The organism is Nostoc sp. (assembly GCF_036917135.1).
Lineage (GTDB): Bacteria > Cyanobacteriota > Cyanobacteriia > Cyanobacteriales > Nostocaceae > Nostoc.
In genome coordinates this window covers 145458-172400 of record NZ_JBALEA010000077.1, presented here as the reverse complement: position 1 = coordinate 172400, position 26943 = coordinate 145458, and the positions used below count along the sequence as shown (strand labels likewise).

The 26943-nt window shown below is 43.1% G+C and carries 21 protein-coding genes; 11 read left to right on the top strand and 10 right to left on the bottom strand.

The window, feature by feature from the left end:
* The first annotated feature begins 21 nt into the window (after positions 1-21).
* The 5 genes from V7K50_RS25260 (at position 22) to V7K50_RS25240 (ending at position 7255) form a co-directional block, all read left to right on the top strand.
* Entirely contained in the window at positions 22-1416 is a 1395-nt protein-coding gene (locus tag V7K50_RS25260) for an ABC transporter substrate-binding protein (protein WP_334964900.1), read from the top strand.
* A gap of 228 nt (positions 1417-1644) precedes the next feature.
* Positions 1645-2484, top strand: coding sequence for a PEP-CTERM sorting domain-containing protein (locus V7K50_RS25255; RefSeq protein WP_334964898.1), 840 nt, complete (start codon positions 1645-1647; stop codon positions 2482-2484).
* A 181-nt stretch (positions 2485-2665) separates the two neighbouring features.
* Entirely contained in the window at positions 2666-4705 is a 2040-nt protein-coding gene (locus tag V7K50_RS25250; protein WP_334964896.1) for a phospholipase C, read from the top strand.
* A gap of 416 nt (positions 4706-5121) precedes the next feature.
* Positions 5122-6099 carry a hypothetical protein gene (locus V7K50_RS25245; RefSeq protein WP_334964893.1) on the top strand — a complete coding sequence of 326 codons (978 nt, stop codon included), beginning with the start codon at positions 5122-5124 and terminating at the stop codon, positions 6097-6099.
* A gap of 109 nt (positions 6100-6208) precedes the next feature.
* Positions 6209-7255, top strand: a complete 1047-nt coding sequence (locus V7K50_RS25240) for a PstS family phosphate ABC transporter substrate-binding protein (protein WP_334964891.1) — start codon at positions 6209-6211, stop codon at positions 7253-7255.
* A 79-nt stretch (positions 7256-7334) separates the two neighbouring features.
* Here the strand turns inward: V7K50_RS25240 and V7K50_RS25235 are convergent, their stop codons facing one another.
* Entirely contained in the window at positions 7335-8054 is a 720-nt protein-coding gene (locus V7K50_RS25235; RefSeq protein WP_012412419.1) for a Crp/Fnr family transcriptional regulator, read from the bottom strand.
* Between the two features lie 524 nt (positions 8055-8578).
* Here V7K50_RS25235 and V7K50_RS25230 point away from each other — a divergent pair.
* Complete coding sequence (locus tag V7K50_RS25230; RefSeq protein ID WP_334964889.1) at positions 8579-9304, top strand: DALR anticodon-binding domain-containing protein; 726 nt, start codon at positions 8579-8581, stop codon at positions 9302-9304.
* Positions 9305-9560: 256 nt separating this feature from the next.
* Here the strand turns inward: V7K50_RS25230 and V7K50_RS25225 are convergent, their stop codons facing one another.
* The gene (locus V7K50_RS25225) at positions 9561-10412 is read right to left on the bottom strand and encodes a Cof-type HAD-IIB family hydrolase (protein ID WP_334964887.1); all 852 of its coding nucleotides are present in this window, start codon (positions 10410-10412) and stop codon (positions 9561-9563) included.
* 80 nt (positions 10413-10492) lie between these two features.
* Entirely contained in the window at positions 10493-10720 is a 228-nt protein-coding gene (locus V7K50_RS25220) for a hypothetical protein (protein ID WP_334964885.1), read from the bottom strand.
* A gap of 6 nt (positions 10721-10726) precedes the next feature.
* On the opposite strand from V7K50_RS25220, the gene V7K50_RS25215 reads away from it, so the two are divergent.
* The 3 genes from V7K50_RS25215 (at position 10727) to V7K50_RS25205 (ending at position 16805) form a co-directional block, all read left to right on the top strand.
* Positions 10727-11905, top strand: a complete 1179-nt coding sequence (locus V7K50_RS25215) for an RNA-guided endonuclease InsQ/TnpB family protein (protein WP_334964883.1) — start codon at positions 10727-10729, stop codon at positions 11903-11905.
* A gap of 397 nt (positions 11906-12302) precedes the next feature.
* Positions 12303-15245: a DNA polymerase I gene (gene polA, locus V7K50_RS25210; RefSeq protein ID WP_334964881.1), complete on the top strand. Its 2943-nt coding sequence runs from the start codon at positions 12303-12305 to the stop codon at positions 15243-15245.
* A 600-nt stretch (positions 15246-15845) separates the two neighbouring features.
* Positions 15846-16805, top strand: coding sequence for an ABC transporter substrate-binding protein (locus V7K50_RS25205; RefSeq protein ID WP_334964879.1), 960 nt, complete (start codon positions 15846-15848; stop codon positions 16803-16805).
* A 184-nt stretch (positions 16806-16989) separates the two neighbouring features.
* Here the strand turns inward: V7K50_RS25205 and V7K50_RS25200 are convergent, their stop codons facing one another.
* The 7 genes from V7K50_RS25200 to V7K50_RS25170 form a co-directional block, all read right to left on the bottom strand.
* Positions 16990-17958 carry an FTR1 family iron permease gene (locus V7K50_RS25200; protein ID WP_334964877.1) on the bottom strand — a complete coding sequence of 323 codons (969 nt, stop codon included), beginning with the start codon at positions 17956-17958 and terminating at the stop codon, positions 16990-16992.
* A 79-nt stretch (positions 17959-18037) separates the two neighbouring features.
* Entirely contained in the window at positions 18038-18472 is a 435-nt protein-coding gene (locus V7K50_RS25195; protein ID WP_109007479.1) for a ferritin-like domain-containing protein, read from the bottom strand.
* A 205-nt stretch (positions 18473-18677) separates the two neighbouring features.
* The gene (locus V7K50_RS25190) at positions 18678-19703 is read right to left on the bottom strand and encodes a helix-hairpin-helix domain-containing protein (protein WP_334964872.1); all 1026 of its coding nucleotides are present in this window, start codon (positions 19701-19703) and stop codon (positions 18678-18680) included.
* A gap of 169 nt (positions 19704-19872) precedes the next feature.
* On the bottom strand, positions 19873-20898 hold the full coding sequence (locus tag V7K50_RS25185; RefSeq protein WP_334964870.1) for a multicopper oxidase domain-containing protein: 1026 nt from the start codon (positions 20896-20898) through the stop codon (positions 19873-19875).
* Positions 20899-21316: 418 nt separating this feature from the next.
* Positions 21317-21718: a DUF1636 domain-containing protein gene (locus V7K50_RS25180; protein WP_334964867.1), complete on the bottom strand. Its 402-nt coding sequence runs from the start codon at positions 21716-21718 to the stop codon at positions 21317-21319.
* 175 nt (positions 21719-21893) lie between these two features.
* Entirely contained in the window at positions 21894-23111 is a 1218-nt protein-coding gene (locus V7K50_RS25175) for a hypothetical protein (protein ID WP_334964865.1), read from the bottom strand.
* A gap of 38 nt (positions 23112-23149) precedes the next feature.
* Positions 23150-23341, bottom strand: coding sequence for a CbtB-domain containing protein (locus V7K50_RS25170; protein ID WP_334802721.1), 192 nt, complete (start codon positions 23339-23341; stop codon positions 23150-23152).
* 641 nt (positions 23342-23982) lie between these two features.
* Here V7K50_RS25170 and V7K50_RS25165 point away from each other — a divergent pair.
* Positions 23983-25584 carry a glycosyltransferase family 39 protein gene (locus tag V7K50_RS25165; protein WP_334964863.1) on the top strand — a complete coding sequence of 534 codons (1602 nt, stop codon included), beginning with the start codon at positions 23983-23985 and terminating at the stop codon, positions 25582-25584.
* Between the two features lie 55 nt (positions 25585-25639).
* Positions 25640-26782 carry a 7,8-didemethyl-8-hydroxy-5-deazariboflavin synthase subunit CofH gene (cofH, locus tag V7K50_RS25160; protein WP_334964861.1) on the top strand — a complete coding sequence of 381 codons (1143 nt, stop codon included), beginning with the start codon at positions 25640-25642 and terminating at the stop codon, positions 26780-26782.
* The last annotated feature ends 161 nt before the right edge of the window (positions 26783-26943 follow it).

Here is a 26943-nt window from a genome sequence, read left to right as displayed (position 1 = left end):
CATTTTTTCTTTATTGAATTCATGTCCCAAAAGAATGAAACCAAAATTTTAGCCTTGGCTCTGTTGCTGACAGTTGGCATAGTTTGCGGTGGTTTTTGGTGGTTTACTAACAACTCTGGAGTCAAAATTGGTAATACTGCAAATCAGGGAGCAGTTAGCAATCCATCCTTACAAGATCGCACTAGTTTTGGTGAAAAATCCTTGACTCCGGGTGACGTGTCTCCAGTTAAACAAGAAGGAGTACAGGCGATCGCTGCGAAAAGTTACGATAAAGCGATCGCTAATTTCACAGCCGCCCTAAAACTCAACCCTAACGATCCAGAAACGCTAATTTTTCTTAACAATGCCCGCATCGGCTCTTCCAAGAGCTACACCATTGTGGCTTCTGTACCATTCGGCACTGATCCTAATGCTTCTTTAGAAGTTTTACGTGGCATAGCTCAAGCCCAAAATCAAGTTAATCGCTCTGGAGGAATCAAGGGAGTACCTTTAAAAGTAGGGATAGCTAATGACGACGACAATCCAGAAATAGCCAAGCAAATCGCTTCTAGCCTAGTCAGCAATTCCGAAGTATTAGGTGTAGTTGGGCCGATTACTAGCGATTCCACCTTAGCCGCAGGTACTATCTATAATTCTGGACAACTTGTAGCCATATCTCCTACCAGCACATCTGTAAAAATTTCTAACTTTAGCCGCTACGTTTTCCGCACGGTTCCCAGTGATTTTATGGCTGCTAGAAGTTTAGCCAACTATATGGTGAGAACCTTGCAGAAAAAAAATGCCGTGGTTTTCTTTAATTCTCAGAGTAACTATAGCCAGTCTTTAAAGTCGGAGTTTGTTTCATCTGTTTCCCTAGAGGGTGGACAGGTATCCAGCGAATTTGACTTATCCAAGGCGGATTTTAGCGCGGCTAAAAGCTTAGAACAAGCAACAAAGCAAGGTGCAGAAGTGTTGATGTTAGCTGCTAACACTGAAACTCTCGATAAAGCGCTGCAAGTAATTCAGATTAACCAGAAAAAGTTAACTCTGCTGGCAGGAGACGATGTTTACACCGTTAAAACTTTAGAAATTGGCAGAGAGCAAGCTGTGGGGATGGTATTGGCAGTTCCCTGGCATATTGATGGCGATCTTAAGTCAGATTTTCCTCAGAAATCGCGGCGCCTATGGGGCGGTGATGTGAGTTGGCGAACTGCCCTCAGCTATGATGCCACTGTAACTCTAATTGCCGCATTAGAACGCAATCCCACACGTTTGGGAGTCCAAGAAGCATTAACCTCCTCTGACTTTTCTGCCACTGGCGCTTCTGGCACAATTCGGTTTTTAGCATCAGGCGATCGCAATGCGTCAGTCCAACTTGTAAAAATTGTTCCTGGTTCTCGCTCCCGCACTGGTTATGACTTTGAACCAGTACGATAACAATTCAAAATTAAAGACATTTTGTCTACGGCACGCTATGCGAACAGACGGTGATTTAAACCCCGTCTGAAAATGATACTACGTGTAGACTTAAGTGGCTTAAACCCTTGAATTTACGATAAACTTTGCTTTCTCTTAACTTTTCATTAATTTTCAGGTAACAAAATACAAAGGTAGAGATTTTTAGCAACTGGTGAGGTAGGAGTAACTACCAAACCTAAAGGGCTAATGGACAAGTGGTTTAATAGCTTGTCCCTTGTGGGGAAAATCAAGAATAATTTGATGCGATGGAAATCGGATCAGGTTATAGGTGCAGTCATTTCTGACTTCTGGATTTTTCTTTATACCTTCAAGCCTAGCGATCGCAGTCTCTTCACTTTGGGATTATTTTCGGTGTGCAAAAAGCGCACTTACCTAAATATGGGCAAAAATATTAAGACCAAACTTATGCTGAGTGCAACACCTTTAAAAAGGTTATCGCCAGCAACTGCTACCGCAGTAGTTGGTTTTGCTATGCTTGCAGCTATTGGCACAGATCCTGCCCAGGCTGTCAATTTGAAAACATTTAATATTTCAGGAGATTTTGCTTCTGCGGCTCTTGATGGTTCAGTAGGGCTACCTGTTAATTTAGCAAATGCTTCTTTTAGTGGGACTTACACAGTAGATGTGGATCAATTACCCGCTTCTAGTGGTTTTGTGGGTTTGAAAAGTTGGACACTCAACTTAGTCAAAAACAATACTGTTTTACGAACATTATCCAACAGTTTGGCTGGCAATACAGCTTATATTCAAGAGAACATACTTGCTTTTTCCGACGCAGGTTTATTGACAGGTAAAAACAACAATTTGTACAGTTTGCAACTGGATTTTGACAGCAATTTCACAGGCACTGGTAGTACCAATGATGGAAAATTTTTGGACAATAGTGACCTGGGAATTGTCCGAAGTTATGGCATTACTGCCGTTAGTTTCGTGAAAATTCAGCCTGTTCCTGAACCTGGAACTTTTGCAGGAACAGCAGTTTTTGCTACGAGTATTTTGTGGCTGAAAAGAAAGCAAAAAGCTTAAATAGCGGCATAATTTTGCTTTTCCTCAATGGTGTTAAGTTTTTCTCAATTTCGGAACCAATAAAGTACGGCGTAACCAAAATACCTATTCTAAATCGATGAAATGCTTGCAGTATGTGAAGACTAATTCTAAATTCCGTGTAGCGATATTAACTGGATAGAAATTACTAAGGAGATGTGCTTTGAGACGATTTACAAAGTTCTATTTTGTTCTGGCACTTTTGCTACTTCCCTGCTCTATCGTCCCAGCGATCGCAGAGGATTCTTCTCCACAAAACTCAACTATTACGACTCAGCCAGATGCAACGCCAGACGTGGCGCGATACTTAACTGATCCAGCGAAGGAACCTCAGCTACCACCGAAAGTACTCAAAAGACTGCTTCAGGAGCGGATCAAGTACGTCTTCGTCATCTTTAACGAGAACCACTCCTTTGACAACGAGTATGGCACATTACCCGGTGTGAATGGACTCTACTCAGATGGACAAAAGCCTCGCGATCCAAAGAAAACGCCGGGCTTCACCCAGACTTACACGGATGCTAACGGCGCAACCGTGACGGTTCAGCCATTCCGAATCGGGGCAGAGCAGAACGCCAGCGCCGTTGACAGCGTTGACCACTCCCACACCGGACTAGCAACCAAGATCCATGTTGTGGACAGCAAGCCACAGATGGATCAGTTCGTCAACGACGAGTACACGCGCTTTGCCTCCAAGGGTGGAGCCGCCAACATTGCTGAGGGCAAGCAGTTCGCACGCCTTGTAATGTCGCACATCGACTGCGACACCATTCCGTTCTTCTGGAAGTGGGCTAGTCGTTTCACTGTCTTCGACAACATCTTTGCAACCGAGGACACGCCCTCAACCCCCAATGCGGTAGCGATGATTGCGGGGCAGTCCGGTGAAACGCAATGGGTCAAGCACGGTGCGAGCGGCAAATCTTACACCGTAGGCAGCCACACTGGTACAACGCAGGGTGTACCCCTAGTCAACGATCCACAGCCCTTCTATGGTTCCCAGTTCGACACAACCACAGATAACAAGCAACCTGCTGGCGCGAAAGAGAGCTACGCCGATGGCAATATTTCTTCAAACCTGACCTTCGCCAGTCTGCCGCTCACCTTCCAGGGGCGCAATATTCGGTCGGTTTTGGCTGGTAACAACAATCCTTTATTCGATCTAGCCGACGTCCAGAAGGATATCCCCTATATCCACAAACTCCAGACTGAGCCTGTGAATTGGCGCTGGTATCAAGAAGGCTACGATCTCGAACCAACCGATACCAACGGCATCGCTTCCCACAATGCCTATGTCAGCCATCACAATGGCGCACAGTATTTTGGCTATATTGCCAACACGCCACAGGTGAGCAAAAATCTCCGGGGGCTGAATGACTTCTTTAGCGACATAGCCAACAATACCCTACCGAAAAGCGGCGTGTTCTACATTCGTGGTGGCTACACTAACCAGCAGGGTCTGAAGCCGCCGATCACGAACCCCAACACGCCGGCAGATGAGATCGCCGCCATTAATGCCGCGAAGTCTGGTGATGACGACCATCCGGGCTACAGCGATCGCCAACTCAGCGAGGGGATGGCGGCCAGGACAATTAATGCGATCGCCTCAAATCCGAAAATCTGGCAGCAGAGTGCCATCATCATTACCTACGACGAGTCTGATGGTTTCTACGACCATGTACCACCAAGGATTTTGTCCTATGGTCCTGATGGGCTGCCGCTTTCCCGTGGTGTCCGTGTACCACTGATCCTAATCTCACCCTACGCCCGGACACACGCCGTTTCCCACGTCGAGGGCGATCACAACTCGGTGATCGAAACAATTAATACGATCTTTGGTTTGCCCGCCCTTGCCAGCTTGCCCGATGAAGCACAGGCACTCGCTGCTGGCAACTCCCCAGAGTTCAACAAGTTCGGGCCGCCAGGATTCCAGCAGAGGTACCTCGGCCCACGGGACATCAATTCGCCGATCACGGACAGCTTGCTGTCAGGCTTCGATCCCAAGCGCCTACTTGGTGTCACACCGCCACTGCCAGCCTCCTTTGCGAAGATTCCAGATGATGTGGTGAACACACTACCGCACTATGGTGGTGAAGGCTGCCGAGCGATCGGAATCACACCGGAGGACAAGCGCCAGGGAATAGTTAACAAAATCCCCAAGGGCTTCAATCCGCTACCAAGCACCTATCCAGCCGCTAACCCTTAAAGACTTAACGTGAGTTCGATGAACCTCTCCCTCCCAGCCTCCCTCTCCGAAACGGAAAGAGCAACGAAAAATTCAGCTTTTTGCTCCCCTCTCCGTGTCGGAGAGGGGCTGGGGGAGAGGTCAAATAAGACTTGTCGAACTCACGTTAAAGACTTAGATCGATGGGGCACAACCCATCTATTCTTCAGTCTAAGACACCTTTTGATTGCACTGACTGCTGAGTGAGGGACTGACAAATAAAAAACATCCCAAATTTTCTTGTGGGATGGGTGTCCCCACCCGTCCCATATTCAGGGCGGGCAGGATGCCCATCCCAGAAGATGGATAATTTATTTCTTGTCAGTCCCTAAAGAAGTGAGATTCCCCACTCAACAATCTTTATACCCCGGTTTTTCGATATTCCCTGAGGAGAATTCATGCGCTTTGTGTTAGTCTTCCTGACTCTGTTTGGTGTCTGCTGCTCAATTTCCGACGCTCAGGCGGGTTCCGTCATCAAACGTGTAAAGGAACGCAATGTGGTTCGTTGTGGTAGCGTCGAGCGGGCGGGTTTAGCAACTCAAGCCGAGCCAGGTGGCTGGAGTGGTGTTAACGTCGATATTTGCCGTGCGATCGCCGCCGCCGTGCTAGGGTCTTCTGACCGCATCGAATATCATGAGTATGAAACATCAAAGTCCTTCGATGCGGTACGTAACCAGCAGGACGACGTATACTTTCTCACCGGATCGGAGATTGAGGAGCAGAAGTTGACTGGTAAGGTGCTGCCTGGTCCGACTGTCTTCGTAGAATCCAATGCGGTGATGGTGGCGTCCACCTCGGCTGTACACCACGTCAGCGACCTGGCTAAAGAAAGCATCTGCTTCATGATTGGCAGTTCAGTTGAGCGGAGCCTCACAGCTTACTTCGGTGCGCTCCACAAAAACTGGTTCCGTCGGCCTTTCTCTGAGGATGGGGAGATGATTGATACATACAACGTGCAAAATTGCCACGCCATCGCCGGTGAGATCACAACCCTGGCAAATATCCGCCTTGACCCTGGGGTGAACCGATTATCAAGCCGCATTCTCCCGGAGTCGTTGACTACCTTTCCGGTGATCGCCGCCACTGGAACCCAGGACGGCGAGTGGTCGGCGATTGTCGGGTGGACAATCCATACATTGATCAACGCAGAGAGACCGGAAACAAGCTGGTATGCAGGCGGTGCTGGGGTGATGCCGATATCCGCACCAGAACTGGGTCTAGACAAGGATTGGCAGCGCCGCGTTCTTGGATCTGTAGGTAACTACGGCGATATCTTTGATCGCCATCTAGGGAAAGGCTCCCCACTCAAGCTCGATCGCGGATTAAATGCGAACCATTTCCGGGGAGGACTTTTTCTAAGTCCGTTCCTTGAGTAATTTCAACCAAACTATTGAGGTGTCAGAATTCGTTAATAAAATACCCGTCCTCCAAATACAATCTCAAGTAGCAAGCACTTGTTTTGAATGGACGCGCGGTTAATTTAGTATGTCCCAAAAAAATGAAATACCTATTCTTGTCTTATCCATCCTAATCACCGTCGGGCTAATAGCTGGTGGTTTTTGGTGGTTCAGCAGAAAGTCTGGTCTTAACCTAAATACAATTAATTCTGGTAACACCAAAACGCCCCAATCGGCATCAGAACAGCCTAGTGGTAAGACTTTTACCTCAGTACAGGATGTTCCTAAAGGATTATTTAATTACGGGGGCAGTACATCTTGGGCACCGATTCGACTAGTAGTTGATCCAGTAATTCAAACCGCGCGACCAGAGTTTCGGCTGCGCTATGTAGAACCCAGTAATGCCTCTCCTGGTTCTGGTACTGGTATCCAATCCCTGATAGACGGTCAACTAGCTGTTGCCCAGTCCTCCCGACCAGTTCTAGATCAGGAATTAAGTCATGCCCAGCAGCGTGGATTTACTTTAAAACAAATTCCTGTGGCAATTGATGGTTTAGCGATCGCAGTTAACCCCAACCTCAATATCCCAGGACTAACAATAGACCAGTTAAAGTTAATTTACACAGGAAAAATTAATAATTGGAGCCAGGTGGGTGGCCCCAATATCCCGATTAAGCCCTATTCCCGCCGCATTACTGATGGCGGTACGGTTGAGCTTTTTGTCCAAGACATTTTGGGTGGCCAAGCTTTCAGCCCCAATGTGGAATATATCTCCACAACCACCCAAGCCTTGAAAAAATTGGCTGATAGTGCTGGTAGCATCTACTACGCTTCTGCCCCAGAGGTGATACCTCAATGCTCAATCAAAGCCTTACCGTTAGGGCGGACGCAAGGACAATACATTGCTCCATACCAAGAACCTTCTGTCCTCCCGTCTGAATGTCCTGGTAAACGGAACAAGTTGAACATTGAGGCTTTCCAATCAGGAAAATACCCAATTACCCGGAATCTGTTTGTGGTGGTCAAACAGAATGGTCAGACTGAGCAGCAAGCAGGTGTCGCTTACGCCAACTTACTGCTGACTGAACAGGGACAAGAACTGATTAGCCAAGCTGGGTTTGTGAAAATTCGCTGACAATTGCGATCGCCCACCGAGGGGCAAAGCCACTCGCACTCAAGACAGAGTGGCCTAAATCGCCGCTCTGAACTGTACTTTAACCAGCTCTATTAATCGACTCTGCTGGCAAGCATATTAGATTATCGCCTTGAGTCAGAATTAAGCCACGTTGACGTAGCTTACCCATTAAGCGGGTGACGGTGACACGAGTAGAACCGATCGCGCTACCAATTTGGGCATGGGTGAGGGGGAAGGGCAGACAATAACCGCGAATCACATCAGGATCAGTGTCGCTCATTGCTGGCTCTCCATATTCCTCAATTAACAATGTGAGAAATCCTAAGAGTCGGTCAATTGTGCGGCGTTGTCCTAAGGCACTCAGCCACAGCAGCTTACGCTGGTGCTGATACCTAAAGGCATCCATAACTTCGCGCCGGAAATGAGGCCAATTGTCTAAATCGTGCCAGTACATCCACAGCACCGCAGTTTGGTCAACATGGGCGTAAGCCTGGAGTGTGAATGGTGATTGAGCAACAATTTCAAATGGCTGCCCCGCTCCCACAAAACCCAAGAACGCTTCTTCTGGAGTTCTATTGATTCGTCGAGACGTTAGCTGACTAGCAGTAGCACTAACCTGTGCGGTTCCTACCATGCGGATCGCACCCCTTTGCACCAAATACAGCAATCCAGGTCTAGCTGGAATGCGCTCATCTTTGCTAAAGGTACGGCAGCGGTAGTGTTCTTGAGCCCAGTCAAGAATTCGTTGCCAAGTCAAAAAAGGCCGTGATGCCTCAGAAAAGGAGGATGGAGATTGCATAGGTAACAAAGAGCGTTCGGCTGAAGACAAAGACGTAAATAAAAAGGTGCAAGGAGTGTCTTTGTGTTGGCAAGGCAGGCTTAACGCCTAACAGCGCCAGCCAATCCAAAGAATAGAAAGCAAATTACTCTCTAATCTTTGTTATACTTCCTACTGTACAATGATGGTAGTAAAGTTTACTTACTATTCATCAATTATTCATCAAATTTTATCCTCTTCTCATTTTTCTTCATCTAAATTAAATTTATACCGCAAGAAAGATGACAGAAAAGTAACAAATATATCTTACATGATGATTTAAATAATATTACGTGCATTATAAATTACCAGTTAGCAAATATACGTCAATAAAACAGCTACTATACAGTTATTTCATAAAATCACTAAGCATTGATACTTATAATGCAGAAAATAGATGCATAGGGGATGTAAAAATACATCTATATAAAGATAGAGATGACAATAAAGTTTTATATATATCAAGTGTGTGTCTGGGACTATCAAAATCTCAGAATCGAAAAGCGATGGAGCTTGCCAGGGCGATCGCCTCAGATATATCAGGGATTTGTGAGGACGTTTTTAGCATCCAAGTAGTTCCTCCTGGTTGGATACATTTTGAATTAACTCACTCAACCTTAGCGACTTGGTTACAAAGTCTCGTAGAGGGGAGTGGGGAGTGGGGAGTGGGGAGTGGAGAAGAAGCAGGGGAGCAGGGAGCAGGGAGCAAGGGAGAAGAATTTTCCCCTCTGCTCCCTGCTCCCCGCCCATCTGCCTCTTCTCCATGCCCAATGCCCAATTCGCTGTTTAGTGTTCAATATGCTCATGCACGCTGCTGTTCGCTAGTGCTTCTGGCTCATCGAGAGGGATTGATTAAACTTAGAGAACCAGTTCCAAATACTAGTCCAGCATTTTGGGATGTGATCTCTCCCAGCCCCCTACCTTGGCTTAATTGTGACGGAATACTGCGGCTAAATCACCCAGATGAGCGCCGTCTAATTGGTGAGTTAATACAAGTGGTAGACAATATTGAGTGCCCTGATGTTGGTAATTCTGTGAAATGGGAAAAAGTAGCGCTGAATTTGAGCCAAGCTTTTGAAAAGTTTTGGTGTAATTGCCGAATTTGGGGTGAGGTGAAAATTACATCACCAGAGCTAGCCCAAGCTAGACTGGGATTGCTCATGGCTACTCAGTCAGTATTAAGATTTGTCCTAGAGGAAAACCTGGGTGTTTTTGCGGCTTTGAAGTTATAAATCGGTAATCTCGCTTAGGCAAAAATAAAAACTTTTTATATAGCTATTGACTCAATGCACCACCTCGGATACATTAGCAGGTGTGTGAGGAGCGAACCAGCTAGGGCACCGAGACGAAACACGGCAAGTCGTCGGTGTCCTTTCTGATTTGTATGGGTTAGATTTGAAAAAATGCCCTCACTAGTAGTCCACCACACTAACTTTCATGGGTGAATAAGTTCGTAGTAAGGACTTTAGTGCTTGACTTGACGGACTACTAGAGCAAAAACTTTTCAATTGCTACTGCTACTCCATCTTCTTCTACGCTAGGAGCCACCCACTGGGCGATCGCTTGTACTGCTGTTGGTGCGTTGCCCATAGCTACACCAAGTCCAACATACTCCAGCATTTCCACATCATTGAAGTTATCACCAATGGCCATAACGTTGGCTAACTGTAATCCCAACAATTCCTCCGCTAGGTAACGGACAGCAGTCCCCTTGTTCACAGAGGCGTTAGTTGCTTCAAAAAAGGTAGCAACGGATTTTGTAAGATAAAGTTCAGCCGGTGTGTATTGGCGGCGCAAATTTCCCAATAGCTTGTCGATTACATCAGTGTCATCACACAAAGCAAGAATTTTTGTCGGTTCATTCGTTAAAACTTGACGCAAATCACCTACGGGAATCGGGATAACACCAGAACGTTCTGCATAAATTTGGGTTTCTCTAGTTAATTCACGGACGTATAGCTGATCATTGATATAAAAGTGGACAGATAGGAGCGATCGCAACTCAGGTTGTTCAAAATAGTCGAGTAACTTGTGGGCGATTTCCCTGGAAACAACCCAATGGCGATGAATTTTTTGGGTGATTGGGTCTTGAATCCAGGCTCCTTGATAAGCCATTAATGGTAGGGTAGAGCCGATATCTTGGTGAAAGCGCAATGCTGAACCATACATCCTACCTGTTGCGATCGCTACTTGAATTCCTCGTGCTTGCGCCGCAAAGATTGCTTGCTTTACAGCTGGGTTGAGGGTGTTAGACTCTCCTGCGATCGTGCCATCTATATCCAAAACTAGTAGTTTAATGTCTTTTGCAACAGCCTGATGATCGGTAGATGCCTTCTGCATAATTTCCTAGATTTTAAGTTCCAGTAAGAGTTGTATTAAATCAGTGATTTCTTATCTAAAACACTTCAAACTTGATCAGGTTAATCAAGTTTCTCTTGTAACCATACTTCAATTGCATCCCAAAACTTGGATTGCCAATTAGGGATTGGACTGACCTTATCCCGGATACCAGGACGTAGCTTTAAAGTCAATGGTTTAGGATCTAGTGATAAAATTCTGTTGGCAGAAAACGAAATTCGTGATTTTTCGGAAATGGCATTGCTCAGAGTTGCTAATACTCGTCGTATACTCGTATGAGTATCAAACATAAATCCATGTTTGCCATCAAGCGAGAATTAAAACTGAATAATGTTGAAACTTCCTTGATGCGCGGCAATGCAGGCTTTAAGCGGCTTGTTTACAACTATGGGCTAGACCTGATTCAATCCTCTTGGGATTTTGAAGATATAAAAGCCTCTGATAGTAAGCGCCTTGATGCTATCAAAAAAGTATTTACTCAAGTGACAATGCACAAGCCTGAATATGCATGGATGAGATTATATCCATCCACAGTGTATCAGTCTGCATTTATCGACTTAAAAAAGGCTTTTGAGCGATGGCGCAAAGGTATATCCGGGTTCCCTAAAAAAAAGTCCAAGAAAAAAGGAGATTCGTTCAGTGTATACAAAACTGCTGGAATTTACCCAGAAAAAGGTAAGCTACCATTAGCATTCACCAACCGAGTTGTAATTAAGTCGGGTAAAGAAATTAAATTACCTGGACTGAAAACATTCCGACTAAAGGAACGAATTGACTTTACCTGTAGTTCTCAGACATTTACTGTGTCCAGAACTGCTGATAAATGGTTTGTGGCGTTTATGTTGGATGCAGAAAAGCTTCCGCCTATTATTCATCCAATTGAAAAAATCGGAGTGGATTTAGGTGTTAAGGTTTTAGCAACTTGTTCCGATGGTACAAAATACGATATGCCTATTACTACCAAAACGGCGAAAACCAAGCTGGGTAAGCTACAGTGGCGTAATCGGAGTAAAGTCCAAGGTAACAAAAAACTAAAAATCAAAGCATCAAACAATGCCAAGAAATACTACACTTGTCTATCTCGATATCATGCTCGAATTGCGAATATCCGGCAAGATACCATCCAAAAAATGACGACTGACTTAAGCCACAAAGCTTATGTAATTAGGATAGAGGATTTGAATGTTCAGGGGATGATTGCTAACCAGAAATTAGCACAAGCTGTAACTAATAATTGCTTCTATGAGATCCGTAGGCAGTTGATATACAAACAATCTCCTTATGGTACTAAAGTTGAGTTAGTTGATAGATGGTATCCATCATCAAAGATGTGTTCTAATTGCGGACATATTCAACCGATGGGATTAAGTGAACGTGTTTACAACTGTGGTAAATGCAACAATATTCAAGACCGTGATCAAAATGCCGCAAACAATTTGAGAGATGCCCCTCAGGGTAAAATACGCTTGGCTTGAGCGAAATTTACGCCCTTGGACAAGCAGATGCCGACATCCTTGGTGGAAGAGGGAAGAAATCTCTATTCTTAGCTTTGACTAAGTTTAGGTAAGTATTTTGAAGCAGGTTAACAGGCTCTAGCGACTTGTGAGGGAATGAATTTCTCTTGTCGCCAAAGCAAAGCTGAACGAGTATCAGAAATTGCTAAGGGACTGACAAGAAATAAATTATCAAAATGAACGAACCACAGAGGCAAGGCAGCGCGGTCTTGGGGGTTTCCCCCATGAGCGACTGCCGCACAGAGAACACAGAGAAAGGAGAAAGGAGAAATATAGAGGGTTTTTGGGTCAGTTTTGGGACATTTTTTTATTTGTCAGTCCCTAACTATGTGACAAAGCTTCTGGCTAAAATAGGGCTATGTCTGAAACTTTCACTTCTGCAACTGCAACACGCCCCACGTTCATCCTTGTAGATGGGCACTCCCTGGCTTATCGTTCATATTTTGCTTTCGCCAAAGGGCGAGATGGAGGACTCCGTACTAAAACGGGCATTCCCACCAGTATATGTTTTGGTTTTGTGAAGTGCTTGCTGGAGGTAATGGCAACACAACAGCCCCAAGCAATGGCGATCGCTTTTGATTTGGCTGAGGCAACTTTTCGCCACGAAGCTGACGAAACTTATAAAGCCGATCGCCCGGAAACGCCAGAAGACTTCATTCCTGACTTAGCAAACCTCCATGAGTTGCTGAATGGCTTCAATCTGCCATTTTTTACTGCCCCTGGTTATGAGGCAGATGATGTTTTGGGAACCTTAGCACAACGAGTCACTGCTGCTGGGTATAGGGTGAAGATTCTCACTGGCGATCGCGATTTATTTCAACTAATCGACTCTGACAAAGAAATCACTGTTTTAAATTTTAGTCCAGATGCCCTAAAGCGCTCTACAAATAGCATCACGGAATTTGAAGCAGAACAAGTCAAAGAGAAGATGGGCGTTTTACCTTCACAAATTGTTGATTTCAAAGCTCTTTGTGGTGATAAATCAGATAATATTCCTGGTGTCAAGGGAATTGGGGAAAAAACAGCAGTGCAACTGCTAAATACATACAGTTCACTTGAAAATGTTTATGCTGCCTTAGATGAAATTAAAGGCGCAACTCAGAAAAAACTGGCAGCAGGTAAAGAAGATGCTGAAAAGTCTCGCTATTTGGCAACCATAGTTTTAGATGTTCCTATAGAATTTGATTTAGAAGATTGCAAATTAAAAGGGTTTGATACAAGCGTCTTATCACCAATTTTAGAGAAATTAGAATTCAAGTCTTTTTTAGGCAGAATCAACGACCTTCAGCAACGTTTTGGTGGGCAAATTGAAGAAAAACAAGAAGCCAAAAAAGATGTAAGTAATCCCAATACTAACTCAGAAATCAGCGCTGATGAAGATAATGATTTGTGGTTTTTCAGTGCTAGTGATATAGCAGCAGTTCCACAAAAATCTACTTCACCAATTACACCACGCATCATTAACACTGAAGCAAAATTAACTGAGTTAGTGGAACTTTTACAAAAATTTACTAATCCAGAAACACCCGTCGCTTGGGATACTGAAACCACCGATTTAGAACCAAGAGATGCTGAGTTAGTAGGAATTGGTTGCTGTTGGGGAACTAACCCAGATGAAGTAGCCTATATTCCTGTGGGGCACAAAACTGGGGAAAATTTGCATAAAGATTTGGTGCTAGAAGCATTACGCCCAATTCTCGAAAGTGCTGATTATCCCAAAGCTTTACAAAATGCCAAATTTGACCGCTTAGTTCTAAGATGTCAAGGAATTAACTTGATGGGAGTAGTGTTTGATCCCATGCTGGCAAGTTATATTTTAAATCCCGATTCAAGTCATAATTTGATGGATTTGTCGCAGCGATATTTGGGATTGATAGCTAAGAGTTATTTAGATTTAGTTCCTAAAGGCAAAACTATCGCTGATATAGATATTCCCGCCGTAGCAGATTACTGTGGTATGGATGCTTATTCTACCTTTGGTTTAGTGTCTAAATTGCGCGAGGATCTAGAGAAAATTCCAGCTTTGTCTACGCTATTAGTTGAAGTGGAACAGCCGCTAGAAGCAGTTTTAGCCGAAATGGAATATACAGGTGTTCGGATTAATTCGGCTTATTTGCAAGAACTTTCGCAGCATTTAGAAACAGAGTTAGCCAGGTTGAAAGAGGAAGCAACTGAAATAGCTGGGGAAAATTTTAACTTGGGTTCTCCTAAACAATTAAGTCAAATATTGTTTGAAAAGTTGGGGTTAAGTACTAGACATTCTCGTAAAATTCAAACAGGATTCTCTACAGATGCAGCAACACTAGAAAGACTCCAAGAAGATGATAAAACTGGGTTTGTTGAGGCGATTATTGAATATCGCACCCTATCTAAATTAAAGTCTACTTATGTTGATGCATTACCTGTATTGGTGCGTCCAGATACCCAAAGGGTGCATACTGATTTTAATCAAGCAGCAACATCAACAGGTAGGTTATCTTCTTCTAATCCCAATTTGCAAAATATCCCGATTCGTACAGCTTTTAGTCGCCAAATTCGGAAGGCATTTTTACCGGAATCTGGTTGGTTAATGGTGGCTGCTGATTACTCACAAATTGAATTGCGGATTTTGGCTCATTTGAGTCAAGAGCCGATATTAGTGCAAGCATATCAGCAAAATGAAGATGTTCACACTGTGACGGCGCGGTTAGTTTTTGAAAAAGAAAATATAACCTCCGAAGAACGAGGGATGGCTAAAACTATCAATTTTGGCGTGATTTATGGAATGGGTTCTCTCAGGTTTTCACGCTCAACTGGGATAGATAAGAATATTGCTAACGAGTTCATTAAGCGGTTTAATGAACGATATCCGAAAGTTTTTGCATATTTGGAGCGAGTGAAAAAAGAAGCGATCGCTCTTGGTTATGTAGAAACTATTTTCGGTCGTCGTCGTTATTTTGACTTTACTAATAACAGTTTACGCAAATTAAAAGGCAGTAACCCAGAAGATATTGATCTGAGTAAATTGAAGAATTTGGGCGCTTACGATGCGGGTTTATTACGTTCTGCGGCTAATGCACCAATTCAAGGTTCTAACGCTGATATTATCAAAATTGCAATGGTAAGATTGCATGAGGTTTTAAAGAGCTATCAGGCGCGTTTGTTGTTGCAAGTTCACGATGAATTAGTGTTTGAAATCCCCCCTGATGAGTGGGGAGAATTACAACTGCAAATTAAGTCGGTGATGGAAAATGCAGTCCAGTTGAGTGTGCCGTTGCTGGTAGAGGCGCGTGTCGGTGAAAATTGGATGGAGACAAAGTAAGTTTGATTGGGGATTAGGGATTGGAACAATTACATTCGGATGGGCGTACATCTGTTTTAGAGGTTGTTTGAAAAGTAGTTAGGTGTGATTTTAGGCACTCATTGATCCGCCCTAACCCCCCTTAAAAAGGGGGGAACCAGAATCAAAGTCCCCCTTTTTAAGGGGAGCCACTGCGGTCTTGGGGTCTCCCCAAGTAGAGCAAGTGGCGTTGATTTAGGGGGATCTCCAAAGGTTAGGCGTATAAAAAACTTTTCAAACAACCTCTTAGCAGTTACAACAGCCCTAATCGATATCAATCTTATACCATTCCAGGACTTATGCAAAATCATGAAAAAACGAACCGCAAAGGACGCAAAGGACGCAAAGAAACAAGAGTCTCAGAGAGTTTTTGCGGGGAGCATCCCAATTATTTCAAAAATTCACGGGACTGACGCACAAACCCTTTATAACTGTCTTCCCTTTGCGCTCTTTGCGTCCTTTGCGGTTCGTTTCTCCATTTTCTTATTCCTATCCTAATGCAGCGCAATAGGAAATTTAAAAATCTGGGATGCTCCCGTTTTTGTGTAAGTCCTACATTCTTACCCCAGAAGGAATTTTAATATGCATCGTCGTTGGCTCTTATCTGCTTTAGCAATTTTGTTGAGTATAGTTTTAGCCGCTTGCACCACTGCAAATACTCAGCAACCACAAACCAAAGTGGAAAATACCACTGAGGCGATTAATACGAACTCTCAACAATTACCAAAAGGATCAGCAAAAAGAGTTGTTGCTCTTTCTTCTCTTTCTGCTGATATTATCTCTCGACTCGATCAAACAAAAATTGTTGGTATCACTGGGAGTAAATTATTTAAGAATGACTCAAGATTTAAGGATATTCCCCGCGTTAGTGAAGGTCAAAGTCCACCCAATTTAGAAAAAGTGGTAGCACTGAAGCCAGATTTAGTTATTGGTGCTGAAGGTTTTTCTAACATTCCCATTCAAAAACTTCAGCAGCTAGGAATTCCGACTCTGCTCACTAAGATAAATAGCTGGGAATCTCTAGAAGAACTTACTAAAAAACTGGCTGGGTTAATTAATGCTGATCCTCAGCCTTTGTTAAATCGTTATAAAACTTTTTTGCCAGATAAGCCAACTCAAAGTCCTTCTACTCTAGCGCTGGTTAGTCGTCAACCAATTTTAGCGCCGAATAAAAATAGTTGGGCGGGGGATTTGCTGGCGAAATTCCAAGCGAAAAATATAGCAGCAGATTTACAAGGAAAAAGCCCAATTGGTGGCTATGTGACGCTTTCGGCTGAGAAAGTTTTAGAAGCAAATCCAGAGGTGATAATTTTAGTTAATCCTCCACAAGGAAATTCGGAAGCAGCGCTTTTAGATTCTTTGAAAAAGGAAGCTTTTTGGCAGCAACTGCAAGCTACTAAAAATAACCGAGTCTATATTTTTGATTATTTTGGTCTGGTGAATCCAGGTAGTATAGATGCAATTGAAAAGGCTTGTCAGCAGCTTAAGAAAGTGTTGTTTGCACCAGTATCATTGATGAATAGGGGAGGCGGAGCCTCATAATACAATACAGTTCAGTTAGTGATCTTTGATCTCGGAAGATCCCCCCAACCCCCCTTAAAAAGGGGGGCTAAAAATGCCTTATTTTCCCCTTTTTTAAGGAGGGTTAAGCCTTAAATGAACTGTATTGCCTCATAATAGGCATTCCCAGTCGGAGACTGGGAACGAGACAAAATTGACTGTGCTTTTAATCTTTTGCAGGACTAATTGGTTTTTGACCAAAGGGGATATTCTTTTTACCTTGAGGAGAAGCACTTCCAAGGCTGCGGAAATACAGTCCTCCAATAGTGAGTAAAAATGTCACATATCCCACTGCTTGCACTAGATAGAGATTGTCTCTATAACCAAATAAAGATTTGAGAATAATGCCAGGAAATTGCTCGTCGGGCAAGATTGTGGAAGTATTTGAAACCATTGGCCCCAAAATACAGGAGTGGATTTTTGTAAAACGTTCGTAATAGAAACAAAGGCTTTCTGTAGCACGACTGCTAAGGGCAAGGTTAGCCACAGCTTCGTCAAAATGTTTCAAGCCTGAAACTACTAACCCAGCGACAATTAAGACTAAGAAAACGCCCATTACCTGAAAAAACTGGCGGATGTTAATTTTGACACCCCATTTAAATAGCAGCACTCCAATGGCAGATGCGGCTATTAAACCAGCAATGGCACCCAAGGCTGGCATTAATCCTTGTTGAAAATTAGCTGCGACGAACAAAACAGTTTCAAAGCCTTCGCGGACAACGGCAACTAAAATTAAGGTAAAAACACCCCAACCAGCATTTGAGTTTTGTGTCAGCGCTTCTGTTACTGCTCCCTCAACTGTAGCTTTCATGAATCTGGCTTGTTTCGTCATCCAGATTAGCATCCAACTGAGCATTGCGATCGCTAATACACTAAACACACCCTCCAGCGCTGGCTCAACTACGGTGGTGTATTGAGGATTCGCGGCTCCCAGTATTTGAATTACCCAACTGAATAACACGCCTATTAAGGCACTGACGACAATACCAACGCCGACACCAGCATATACCCAAGAGTTGAGCCGGGATTGTTTAGCTTTTTTCAGTAAAGCTAGCACAATCCCAACAACAAGGGCAGCTTCTACTCCTTCTCGGAGCGTTATTACAAAAGTAGGTAGAGCAGTACTAAAATCCATCTTTTATCCTTTGTCTTTTGTCCTTTGTCATTAGTCCCTAGCCAATAACTAATGACTAATAACTAAGGACTAATGACTATTAACTAAAATCACGCAGCATCTTTTTCAGTTCGAGATTATGCATCTCTTCTTGTCCAATCATACCGCGAGCGAATTCTTCAAGGTAAATGCTGGCATTGGTAACAGTATCTAGCAAATTTTTATACAGATCCAATGCCTTCTTTTCGTGGGATAAGCTTTCTTCCAAGATATCCTTGACTTTATGCCGGTAGGTTTCTTCCATTGGGGCAATTTTCAGGGAGGGATGCCCATCTAAACCGGTGAGAATTTCTCCTACTTGTTCGGCATGAAGTAAAGATTCACTTGCCTGTGCTTTGAAAAAAGCCACGATTGGAATACGGTTAGGGCCAGTCACCATCAAAGAATAATGTGTGTAGCGCACTACCCCTGCTAGTTCAAATTCCATGATGGCGTTCAGCAGGTCAATGGTTTTTTTCTGGTCAAGTTCTTGCATTAGTTGTTAGTTCAAGTAACGAATGGAGTGTAATTAGTTAGGAGTTAGAAGTGAGGAGTTGGAAGTTAGGAGTTAACAGTTCGGATTCATAACTCATAATTTATAACTCCTAACTCTTGTACAGACCCGATTAATCGCGTCTCTCCTAACTATTTTAAACTCCTTACCTTATGCTTCCCATTAAAATAAAGTGTTATCGCTGTGCTTAGGCATTGGATTTGTCAACCACTTTTTGAGAGTTTTCCTCAATGGTTTTCACCAACTTGGTAACATCATTAGGTATTTTGACTGCTTTCGCTGGTGGAATAGCACCAGGCCAAACTTTTATTAGTTCAGCAAAACTAGTATCGATCGCTTTGTGTGCTTCGGGATCTGCTTGAGCTACTTGGCTAGAAATTCCTTTGTATAATTCATTGGCGTAAAAGACAAAACCACGGGAGTCTTGATACTCAATTGGCGCGGTTATTTTACCATTTGCGATCGCAGCGCCATATTCTGAGTTGGCTGAATCTAGCAATTCGTTAATTACCTGTAGCGCAAATCCTGGTTTTGAGCGTTGAGATTCTGGCAAAGCTGCGATCGCTCCATCAACTGCTTGCACTGATGAGGCAAAATTAGTTTTAACTTTGCTATCTTTTGGACTAGATTTCACTAAATCTTGTAAACTTACCAATGTTGTCTTAAATTCTTTGACTTTGCGCTCATTAAGTTGATCTTCTACATCAACATAAATCTCTTCAACTGGATGTCCAATATGAGGTTCTGCCTGTTTTGGCTGATTCTGATCCAGAAGTTCTCGTGCTACTAAAAGATGCCCTTTCATTAAGCCTAATTTAGACATATAATCAACATCTTTTGCCTCACCGGTGAGTACCACTTCTTGAACACCAACTTGGTCTTTAATTTGGTCGAACTGCTCTTGAGTAATTACTTTTTTAGTAACTAAATCTTCTGGGCTACCATAAGGACGACTTGCCTGAATTTTGTTCGATAAAGCCGGAACACCTAGTTTCGCTTCAAACTTATCTAATTCTGACAATATAGCAGTGTTAATGTTAATTTTTTCTTTGCTAGCGTGACCACTATGACTGTTATTACTTACTGCTTCTGTAGCCGGAGGACTAGCAACTGGTGCTGATGGATTTTCTGCGGTTGGCGTACTACTACAAGAACTCAAAGTAACTATTACTGCTGCTGCTGCTGCTAAACAGACATAACGAAGTTTTATCATCTTTGCTCCTCACACAACTAAAAAGGTATTCATTGAAACATTTCAAACTATTACTAAAAACTAGTTTGTTTTACACATTGTCATAGATTTTACTGTCGCACATAATGACATTTTTTATCAACTATTCTTTAAACTTTAATGAATTAATTACAAATTACTAATAATATTGTCAGGACTTTTTAACAGAATTTTGAGAGTTGCTTTCAGCAAGTACTTCAAATTGACCCATGCAACCGTTTTCGGCGATCGCATCCTGATGGGGATGGAACATATACTTACCTGGATAGCGAAAAGCAAATTCTAAGATGTGCCTTTCGGCGACACCCATTGTAATCACATCTGCTTTCTCGCTAGGAGTCATAGTCATGCCATAGCGATAGACATCAAAGAAGTTGGCGTGGAGATGAAACGTCACCGCCGGATCGTATTCAATGATGTTGAGAACATATAGCCGAATCAACTGATCTTTGTAAATGCGAATCGGGTTATGCATGTAATAGTGGGGCAGACCGTTGAAGGCGTAATAATCGTTATGGCTATCATCATTCACGTCATACCCACCCATCACTAGTACGATTTCATCAGCCGGGGGACGGGGAGTAGGTGGATCGATGATAAACATTCCGTATAGTCCCTTGGCGATGTGCCGGGTGACTGGTTCAATATGGCAGTGGTATAAGTGAACACCATAAGGTTCAGCATCAAATTCATAAATTGTGGCATTACCATTGCTGATTGGGCGAACACCGTCCATTTCTGCCGGATGAACGCCATGAAAATGCAAAGAGTGAGAGTGTCCCGCATTATTGAGAAATAGTACTCGAATGCGATCGCCTTGTTTTGCCCGTAGCGTTGGCCCTGGTATGCGACCATTTAAATCCCAGATGTTGTAAGAGACAGCACTATTGAGCTTGATGATGGAAGTACCAGCAGTTAACTGAAATTCCCGGATAGTCCGCCCATTTTCTTGCTTTACCGTCCCATAATCAAAATCCCTTACCATCCTCATTGGGTTAGTAACGTCGTCTGCTGCTTCCATCTCGAATGGTGGCACTTTGACGATTGACTTACTTTGTAGATTTAGCATCTGCCAAAGTCCAGCTGCACCAGTCACTCCAGCACCTACTAGCCCCAGCTGCAATAATTGACGGCGGCTCCACGGTTTTACGTTACCCAGAGCGATGTTGTTGGGCATGACATTTAGTTACGGTTAGCGCTAAAAAAGAATTGCAAATCTTTTGCAATTGCTTTTAAATATTAGAAGAATTAATAATTATTGTCAATAATTTTATAGTGCTTCAAAATTGCTACTGAAGTTATTAGATTCAGACCGAGCTATAATCTGTCTTGAAAATAGGGAGTAGGGTATTCCTTTTTCGTTCTTGGTTGTGGGATTTTACCATGATTAGCTGTCTTGCAAAACTCTAGGCAATTTTTCTCCTTTCAATAGTATTTTTACTTAAATAAAAAGTATAAAGAAGTTAAGTTTTGAAGTGTTTTATTCCAACTCCAAAGAATTCAATGCCCTCATATTTTTCTAAATGGTAATGAACCCCATTACTCATGAAAGCAACAAGTACTTACATAAGTGTTTAGGGAACTTAGTAAAATGTCTATTGACACGGCGGCATCGGTGGAATCCGTGCGATCGCTCCGGCTCTGAGTAGTTCCGGGCGCTTGGCGTATGGGAGCAAACCATCTAGCTTGGTGTGATACTGACTAGCACAGTCAAGTATGGCAGTTGCTGTCTTCTCTACACATTCAGCATCAGCAGGCAGATCGCCGAATAAGTAGGTGTGTTTGTTAGAAGAGACGAAAGCAATTGCACAAGCCTGGTCACAAACACCCATGCATTCAACGGGTCGAATCGAGAACTCGTCTTGCAACACCCAGTTATGATATAGGGTTTGTAATTTCTCTAGCAGCAATTCACCACCGCTTTTAGCAACACACTCTTTTGTCTGATGACTACTTCCACACCTCGTGCAGACGAATATAATGTGTTGATGATTCATAGATAAATTGCAGGGTTCAATTTCTGATGCTGTGTCTGTAAAAATCCATATCGAACACTCAATCGTATCCGACATGGATTTTACGCAATCAGCCTGTCCGGTCATTGAGCAAAGAAACTAAGGACAAATGTATTTACAACCAAATGACATAGCAATAACGCTAGTTGACACTGACTTATGAAACACTACGCTTCCAAGTCATGCCACTACGCGGAGTCTGCCGTTGTCGCAGCCACAGTCCCAGCAGCAAACCAATTACCACAACTCCAGTGAAGTAAGTCAGCGAAATCAACCGCACATGCATCGGCGGAGCGACACCTTCGACTAGAATATTCTCTGCAACTTGAAATGGCTGAAATTGCCGGCTTACGTTTGCTTGCGGCGCAACCTCGACAACAACGCTATGGGGGGCACCGTCAAAGAATTCCTGCTCCCACACTAATTTTCCGTTGCTATCTGGAGTCCCTTCATAAGCAAACGCCACCCAATTATTTTCGAGTTGGGTGGTTGTTACCTTCAACACTACATCTGTCACGGGTTGGCTGGTTTTGGTATCACTGACGCTAACCTGCAATCTGGCAGGTTGACCCACCGTTGCACTCTGGTCACCCGATAGTTGCATATAAAGTCCTTGAGACTGCAATTTAGCGGGCTTACCGGAGGGCGGAACTTCTTCTCCCATACCTGGCATCGACATCGTATGGTGCGATTCGGCAAGTTCAGCGCTGATATTGACCCAGAGGAGTGCAGCGATCGCTACTACAATCAATCCACTCAACAACAATCGCACCTGTTGCGGGGCAATTTCTCCCGGTTGAATTGGTTGTCTGCCCCCAATCACCCAACCTCCTAGTAGCCCAACTGCCAGCAAAATCACAACCAGGATGCCAAAGTAGCGAAACTTTAAGGGATTTTCAGGCAGCGTCAGCGTCAGCGTTTGCTTTATCGGCTCAAAGGCATTGGCAATGAGCGGAGTAACTGCTACCTGGAGTTGATACGTTCCCCGGATCGGCAGGGTTTGTTGAACCTGCAACTGACCTGTTGGTGCATTGCCCTCAATGTCCAGCAACTTTGTCCCCTCGACGATGGGAAAATCTGTTGTAAACCACGGGTTTTTAGGACGGGTGAACAATTGCAAGTGGATTTTGGCATCCTTTAAAGATTGCCCTTGAGCATCTACGGCTTGCAGCATCAGCTGCACTGGCGGATTGTAGTGTCCTGATCCCAAAACTGTGGTGGCTTCAGCCTCGAGGGGTTGAACCTGATTAATGGGTGGATTGGTTGTTAGCCGCACCGATGGTTGAGGGGATTGTCCAAGTCCGATCGAAGCATACAGGATAATTCCGATCATGCAAATCGCACCGATCAGCTTAGACCACTTAAGTAAAGTCATTTGATTTCTCTCCTCCTGCTAATCATTGACTCAATCAACTAATGGCAACTCACCATCAGTGTGTGGTGACGCAGAGTATGAGTCGTGTCATGGATAGCGGGGTATGTAGTGAAATAAATTGTCCACAGAGTCAAAGAACACAGTGCGACATAGAGCGCTGATTGTACAGGCACTGATAGAACGCGACGGGCGACTTGTTGCTGAATCGAACTAGAAGATTGAACTGTCATTTTGTACCTCTTAGATAAAACGATATTAATGATTGATTCGGCAGGTATTCTGACTTCTACAGGGAGCAGTCAGCAGTAAATCACTGAAAACAGATGAATAAGACTCTGTATGAGCCGTATTAGCATACTGAGCCAGCTATTTCGTTTTCATTCATGAAGATTACCTATATTAACACCTACGTAAGGTTTAGTAAAACCTATCTAAATGACAGAGGCATTACAATCTTATGTCCTAAGTGTGGCTAGTGGTGTCGCTTGCTACTCACGGACGGTGGGAGAGTTACCCTTACCTTTTTCGCTAATTTATTAGTTTTACTTATCTTGAATTTCTCAACAAATTCCTCAAAAATGTATTTTATAATCTGGTTATTTGTACAATAATTGTGTCTATAGCTATCGATCACAAAGCGATACCTTTTTACAGCCTTTGTCGGCATTGGTATGGCCATTGGGTTGCTAATACAACATCGACGAACACCGCAAATAAGGGGAAATTAGTAATATCAGTACTTTAGTGAGAATTCCAGCCAATATATAGCGTTTCCTAAGCAGCTGAGGTACACCCAAATCTTTGTTAGGAAGGTTAGTAGCTTTGAAAACGTACCTCAGCTGATCGAGAACCGCTATATAGTTCGATATTTATGATCAACAGACAATCAGTACTTTCAAAATATTTTCCTCCGATTTGGCTACGATTTTTAATCATCATTTTGTTAATATTAGGAATATTTTTTCGCTTCGCTTATCTGGATCGAAAACTCTACTCCCACGATGAAGCTTATACCTCATTACGAATTTCTGGTTACACTAAGACAGAATTTGTTCAAAAAGTGTTTAATGGACGCGTGTTTGCTGTTAGAGATATACAAAAATATCAACAGCCTAATTCTGAAAAGGGTTTAATCGATACAATCAATTCTTTGGCGGTGGAGGATGCTCAACATCCTCCACTTTATTACGTGATGGTTAGATTATGGATGCAATGTTTTGGTAATTCAGTAGCGACTACGAGAAGCTTATCAGCCATAATTAGCCTGCTAGCCTTTCCTGGTATTTATTGGCTGTGCTTAGAATTATTTCACTCACCCATAACAGCATGGATAAGTGTATCTCTTCTAAGTATTTCACCCTTCTATGTGCTGTACGCTCAAGAGGCAAGGGAGTTCGGTTTGTGGATGGTGACTATTTTGCTAGCGAGTGCTGCACTGCTGCGAGCAATAAGGCTGGGTAGCAAGCAGCTTTGGGGAGTTTATGCAGTAACAGTGACCTTATCATTGTACACCTTTTTGTTTTCTGGATTTCTAGCGATCGCCTACGGGATTTATCTATTTACAATTGAAAGCTTTCGATTTACCAAAAGCGTTAAAGCTTATCTAATAGCAACTAGTGCCGGTTTTTTAGCTTTCGTTCCTTGGATTTTAACTGTTATTCATAGCTTATCTGAAATTGAAAGCACAACAACCACTGCTCAAACCAGACAATCTGTATCAGCTTTGGTTTCTGGTTGGATTAGTAATATTAGCTATTTATTTGCTGATTTTTGGCGCTACGAACCATTTTTTCCAGATTTGAATTTGCCAGTTTTGCGCTGGGGTCGATTTTTAATTCCCTTAATACTAATCTTGGTAGTATATTCATTCTTATTTCTTTATCGCCAAGCAGAAAAACGAGTTTGGTTATTTGTTTTTACTTTAAGTGGATTACCTGCTTTAGCTATGATATTGTCTGATTTAATTATTGGAGGTAAGCTCAGTCTGCGACCTAGATATGTCATTCCATGTTATGTCGCCATTCAACTATCTGTTGCTTACTTGCTGGCGACTCAAATTATTTCTTCTAAGTTAATAGCCCGAAAATTTTGGCAAGTAGTAATGATAGTACTAATTTCCACTGGAGTTATATCCTGTGCTGTGAGTTCTCAAGCCGAGACATGGTGGAATAAAGGCAGCAATTTCAACCCTATAATAGTTCGCATCATCAATCAGGCTAATCACCCACTATTAATTAGTAGTAATTATTCTTTCAATATTGGCGATCTAATGTCTCTAATTCATGTTTTAGATGACAAAGTGCAGATGCAATTGGTAATTCAACCAATTATACCAAATATTCCTGATAGTTTCAGTGATGTATTTTTGTATAATCCTTCTAAAATATTTAGATATGAGCTTGAGAAGAAATACAAATTGGTCAATTTTTTCCAGTATAGTAGGCTGTGGCGACTAGAACAGAAAAGCAACTAAATTTTATTACTTCCCAGATTATAAAATTAAAATTTACTTAAAAATTAAGAAAATAATGCAGACAAAAATCGCTGTTGAAAAAATTCTTGACCGTGCCTTGATGGGGTACGATTTATCTCTTGAAGAGGGAGTGGTGTTGTTACAACAAACTGAGCCGGAGGCGATCGCAGCAATACGTGCTACATCCGACACACTCCGCCACACTCAAGTAGGCGATACGGTTACATACATAATTAACCGTAATATCAACTTTACTAATATTTGTGAGCAGCACTGTAGTTTTTGTGCTTTCCGCCGAGATGATGGTGATACTGATGCATACTGGTTAGATTCGGCGCAAATTTTGGAAAAAGCGACAGATGCAGTGCGACGGGGGGCGACGGAAATCTGTATGCAGGGGGGATTAAACCCACAAGCCCAGATAAATGGTAAATCTTTGCCCTACTATCTCAAGGTAGTGGAAACCATTAAACAGGAATTTCCCCAGATACATTTACACGCTTTCTCACCCCAGGAAGTGGAATTTATCGCCAGACTTGACGGACTGCAATATGCTGATGTGATTACTGCTTTGCGGGATGCTGGTGTTGGCTCAATGCCGGGAACAGCAGCCGAAGTGTTAGATGATGAAGTTAGACGGATACTTTGTCCAGAGAAGATTAACACAGCCACTTGGCTAGAAATTGTCAGCACAGCTCATAAATTAGGCTTGCATACCACCAGCACCATGCTATCTGGGCATATTGAAACTCACGAACAGCAAATTGGACATTTAGAAAAATTGCGATCGCTCCAAAAAACCGCTATCAATCAGGGATATCCAGCAAGGATCACAGAGTTTATTTTATTACCCTTCGTTGGACAAGAAGCGCCCAAATCCTTACGTCGCCGTGTCGGACGCGATCAACCAGTTTTGAGTGATGCGTTGCTGTTAGGGGCTGTAGCGCGGATTTTCTTAGGTAATTGGATTCCCAACCATCAACAGAGTTGGGTAAAATTGGGGCTTGCAGGGGCGACAGAAGCCTTAGTTTGGGGTTGCAACGATATCGGTGGCACCTTGATGGAAGAGCATATTACCACAATGGCGGGTGCTTTGGGTGGTACGTGTATGGAAGTGGAAACTTTGGAAACTGCGATCGCTTCTTTAGAAAGACCTTACCAACAACGAGATACCCTTTATCATAAAGTTAGGAATTAGGAAAAAAATTTCTCTTTAATCTTCTTGCTCTGTGTTCTTTGCGCCTCTGTGGTTAAATAAATTACTTTCAAACCGCAGAGGCACAGAGAGAGCAGAGATAAGAAAATAGATTTTACGAGTCAGCTTAAAAGAACTAATCTTCAACGTTTAAGTGATTTAAT

What these genes read in the sequence shown, in the direction of transcription:
- V7K50_RS25235 (WP_012412419.1), bottom strand. Translation starts at nt 8,054, where the DNA reads ATGCAATCTCCATCCTCCTTTTCTGAGGCATCACGGCCTTTTTTGACT.
- V7K50_RS25255 (WP_334964898.1), top strand. Translation starts at nt 1,645, where the DNA reads ATGGACAAGTGGTTTAATAGCTTGTCCCTTGTGGGGAAAATCAAGAAT.
- V7K50_RS25215 (WP_334964883.1), top strand. Translation starts at nt 10,727, where the DNA reads ATGTTTGCCATCAAGCGAGAATTAAAACTGAATAATGTTGAAACTTCC.
- V7K50_RS25170 (WP_334802721.1), bottom strand. Translation starts at nt 23,341, where the DNA reads ATGACAGTTCAATCTTCTAGTTCGATTCAGCAACAAGTCGCCCGTCGC.
- V7K50_RS25185 (WP_334964870.1), bottom strand. Translation starts at nt 20,898, where the DNA reads ATGCCCAACAACATCGCTCTGGGTAACGTAAAACCGTGGAGCCGCCGT.
- cofH (WP_334964861.1), top strand. Translation starts at nt 25,640, where the DNA reads ATGCAGACAAAAATCGCTGTTGAAAAAATTCTTGACCGTGCCTTGATG.
- V7K50_RS25190 (WP_334964872.1), bottom strand. Translation starts at nt 19,703, where the DNA reads ATGATAAAACTTCGTTATGTCTGTTTAGCAGCAGCAGCAGCAGTAATA.
- V7K50_RS25195 (WP_109007479.1), bottom strand. Translation starts at nt 18,472, where the DNA reads ATGCAAGAACTTGACCAGAAAAAAACCATTGACCTGCTGAACGCCATC.
- V7K50_RS25260 (WP_334964900.1), top strand. Translation starts at nt 22, where the DNA reads ATGTCCCAAAAGAATGAAACCAAAATTTTAGCCTTGGCTCTGTTGCTG.
- polA (WP_334964881.1), top strand. Translation starts at nt 12,303, where the DNA reads ATGTCTGAAACTTTCACTTCTGCAACTGCAACACGCCCCACGTTCATC.
- V7K50_RS25240 (WP_334964891.1), top strand. Translation starts at nt 6,209, where the DNA reads ATGTCCCAAAAAAATGAAATACCTATTCTTGTCTTATCCATCCTAATC.
- V7K50_RS25165 (WP_334964863.1), top strand. Translation starts at nt 23,983, where the DNA reads ATGATCAACAGACAATCAGTACTTTCAAAATATTTTCCTCCGATTTGG.
- V7K50_RS25230 (WP_334964889.1), top strand. Translation starts at nt 8,579, where the DNA reads ATGGAGCTTGCCAGGGCGATCGCCTCAGATATATCAGGGATTTGTGAG.
- V7K50_RS25245 (WP_334964893.1), top strand. Translation starts at nt 5,122, where the DNA reads ATGCGCTTTGTGTTAGTCTTCCTGACTCTGTTTGGTGTCTGCTGCTCA.
- V7K50_RS25205 (WP_334964879.1), top strand. Translation starts at nt 15,846, where the DNA reads ATGCATCGTCGTTGGCTCTTATCTGCTTTAGCAATTTTGTTGAGTATA.
- V7K50_RS25175 (WP_334964865.1), bottom strand. Translation starts at nt 23,111, where the DNA reads ATGACTTTACTTAAGTGGTCTAAGCTGATCGGTGCGATTTGCATGATC.
- V7K50_RS25180 (WP_334964867.1), bottom strand. Translation starts at nt 21,718, where the DNA reads ATGAATCATCAACACATTATATTCGTCTGCACGAGGTGTGGAAGTAGT.
- V7K50_RS25200 (WP_334964877.1), bottom strand. Translation starts at nt 17,958, where the DNA reads ATGGATTTTAGTACTGCTCTACCTACTTTTGTAATAACGCTCCGAGAA.
- V7K50_RS25220 (WP_334964885.1), bottom strand. Translation starts at nt 10,720, where the DNA reads ATGTTTGATACTCATACGAGTATACGACGAGTATTAGCAACTCTGAGC.
- V7K50_RS25225 (WP_334964887.1), bottom strand. Translation starts at nt 10,412, where the DNA reads ATGCAGAAGGCATCTACCGATCATCAGGCTGTTGCAAAAGACATTAAA.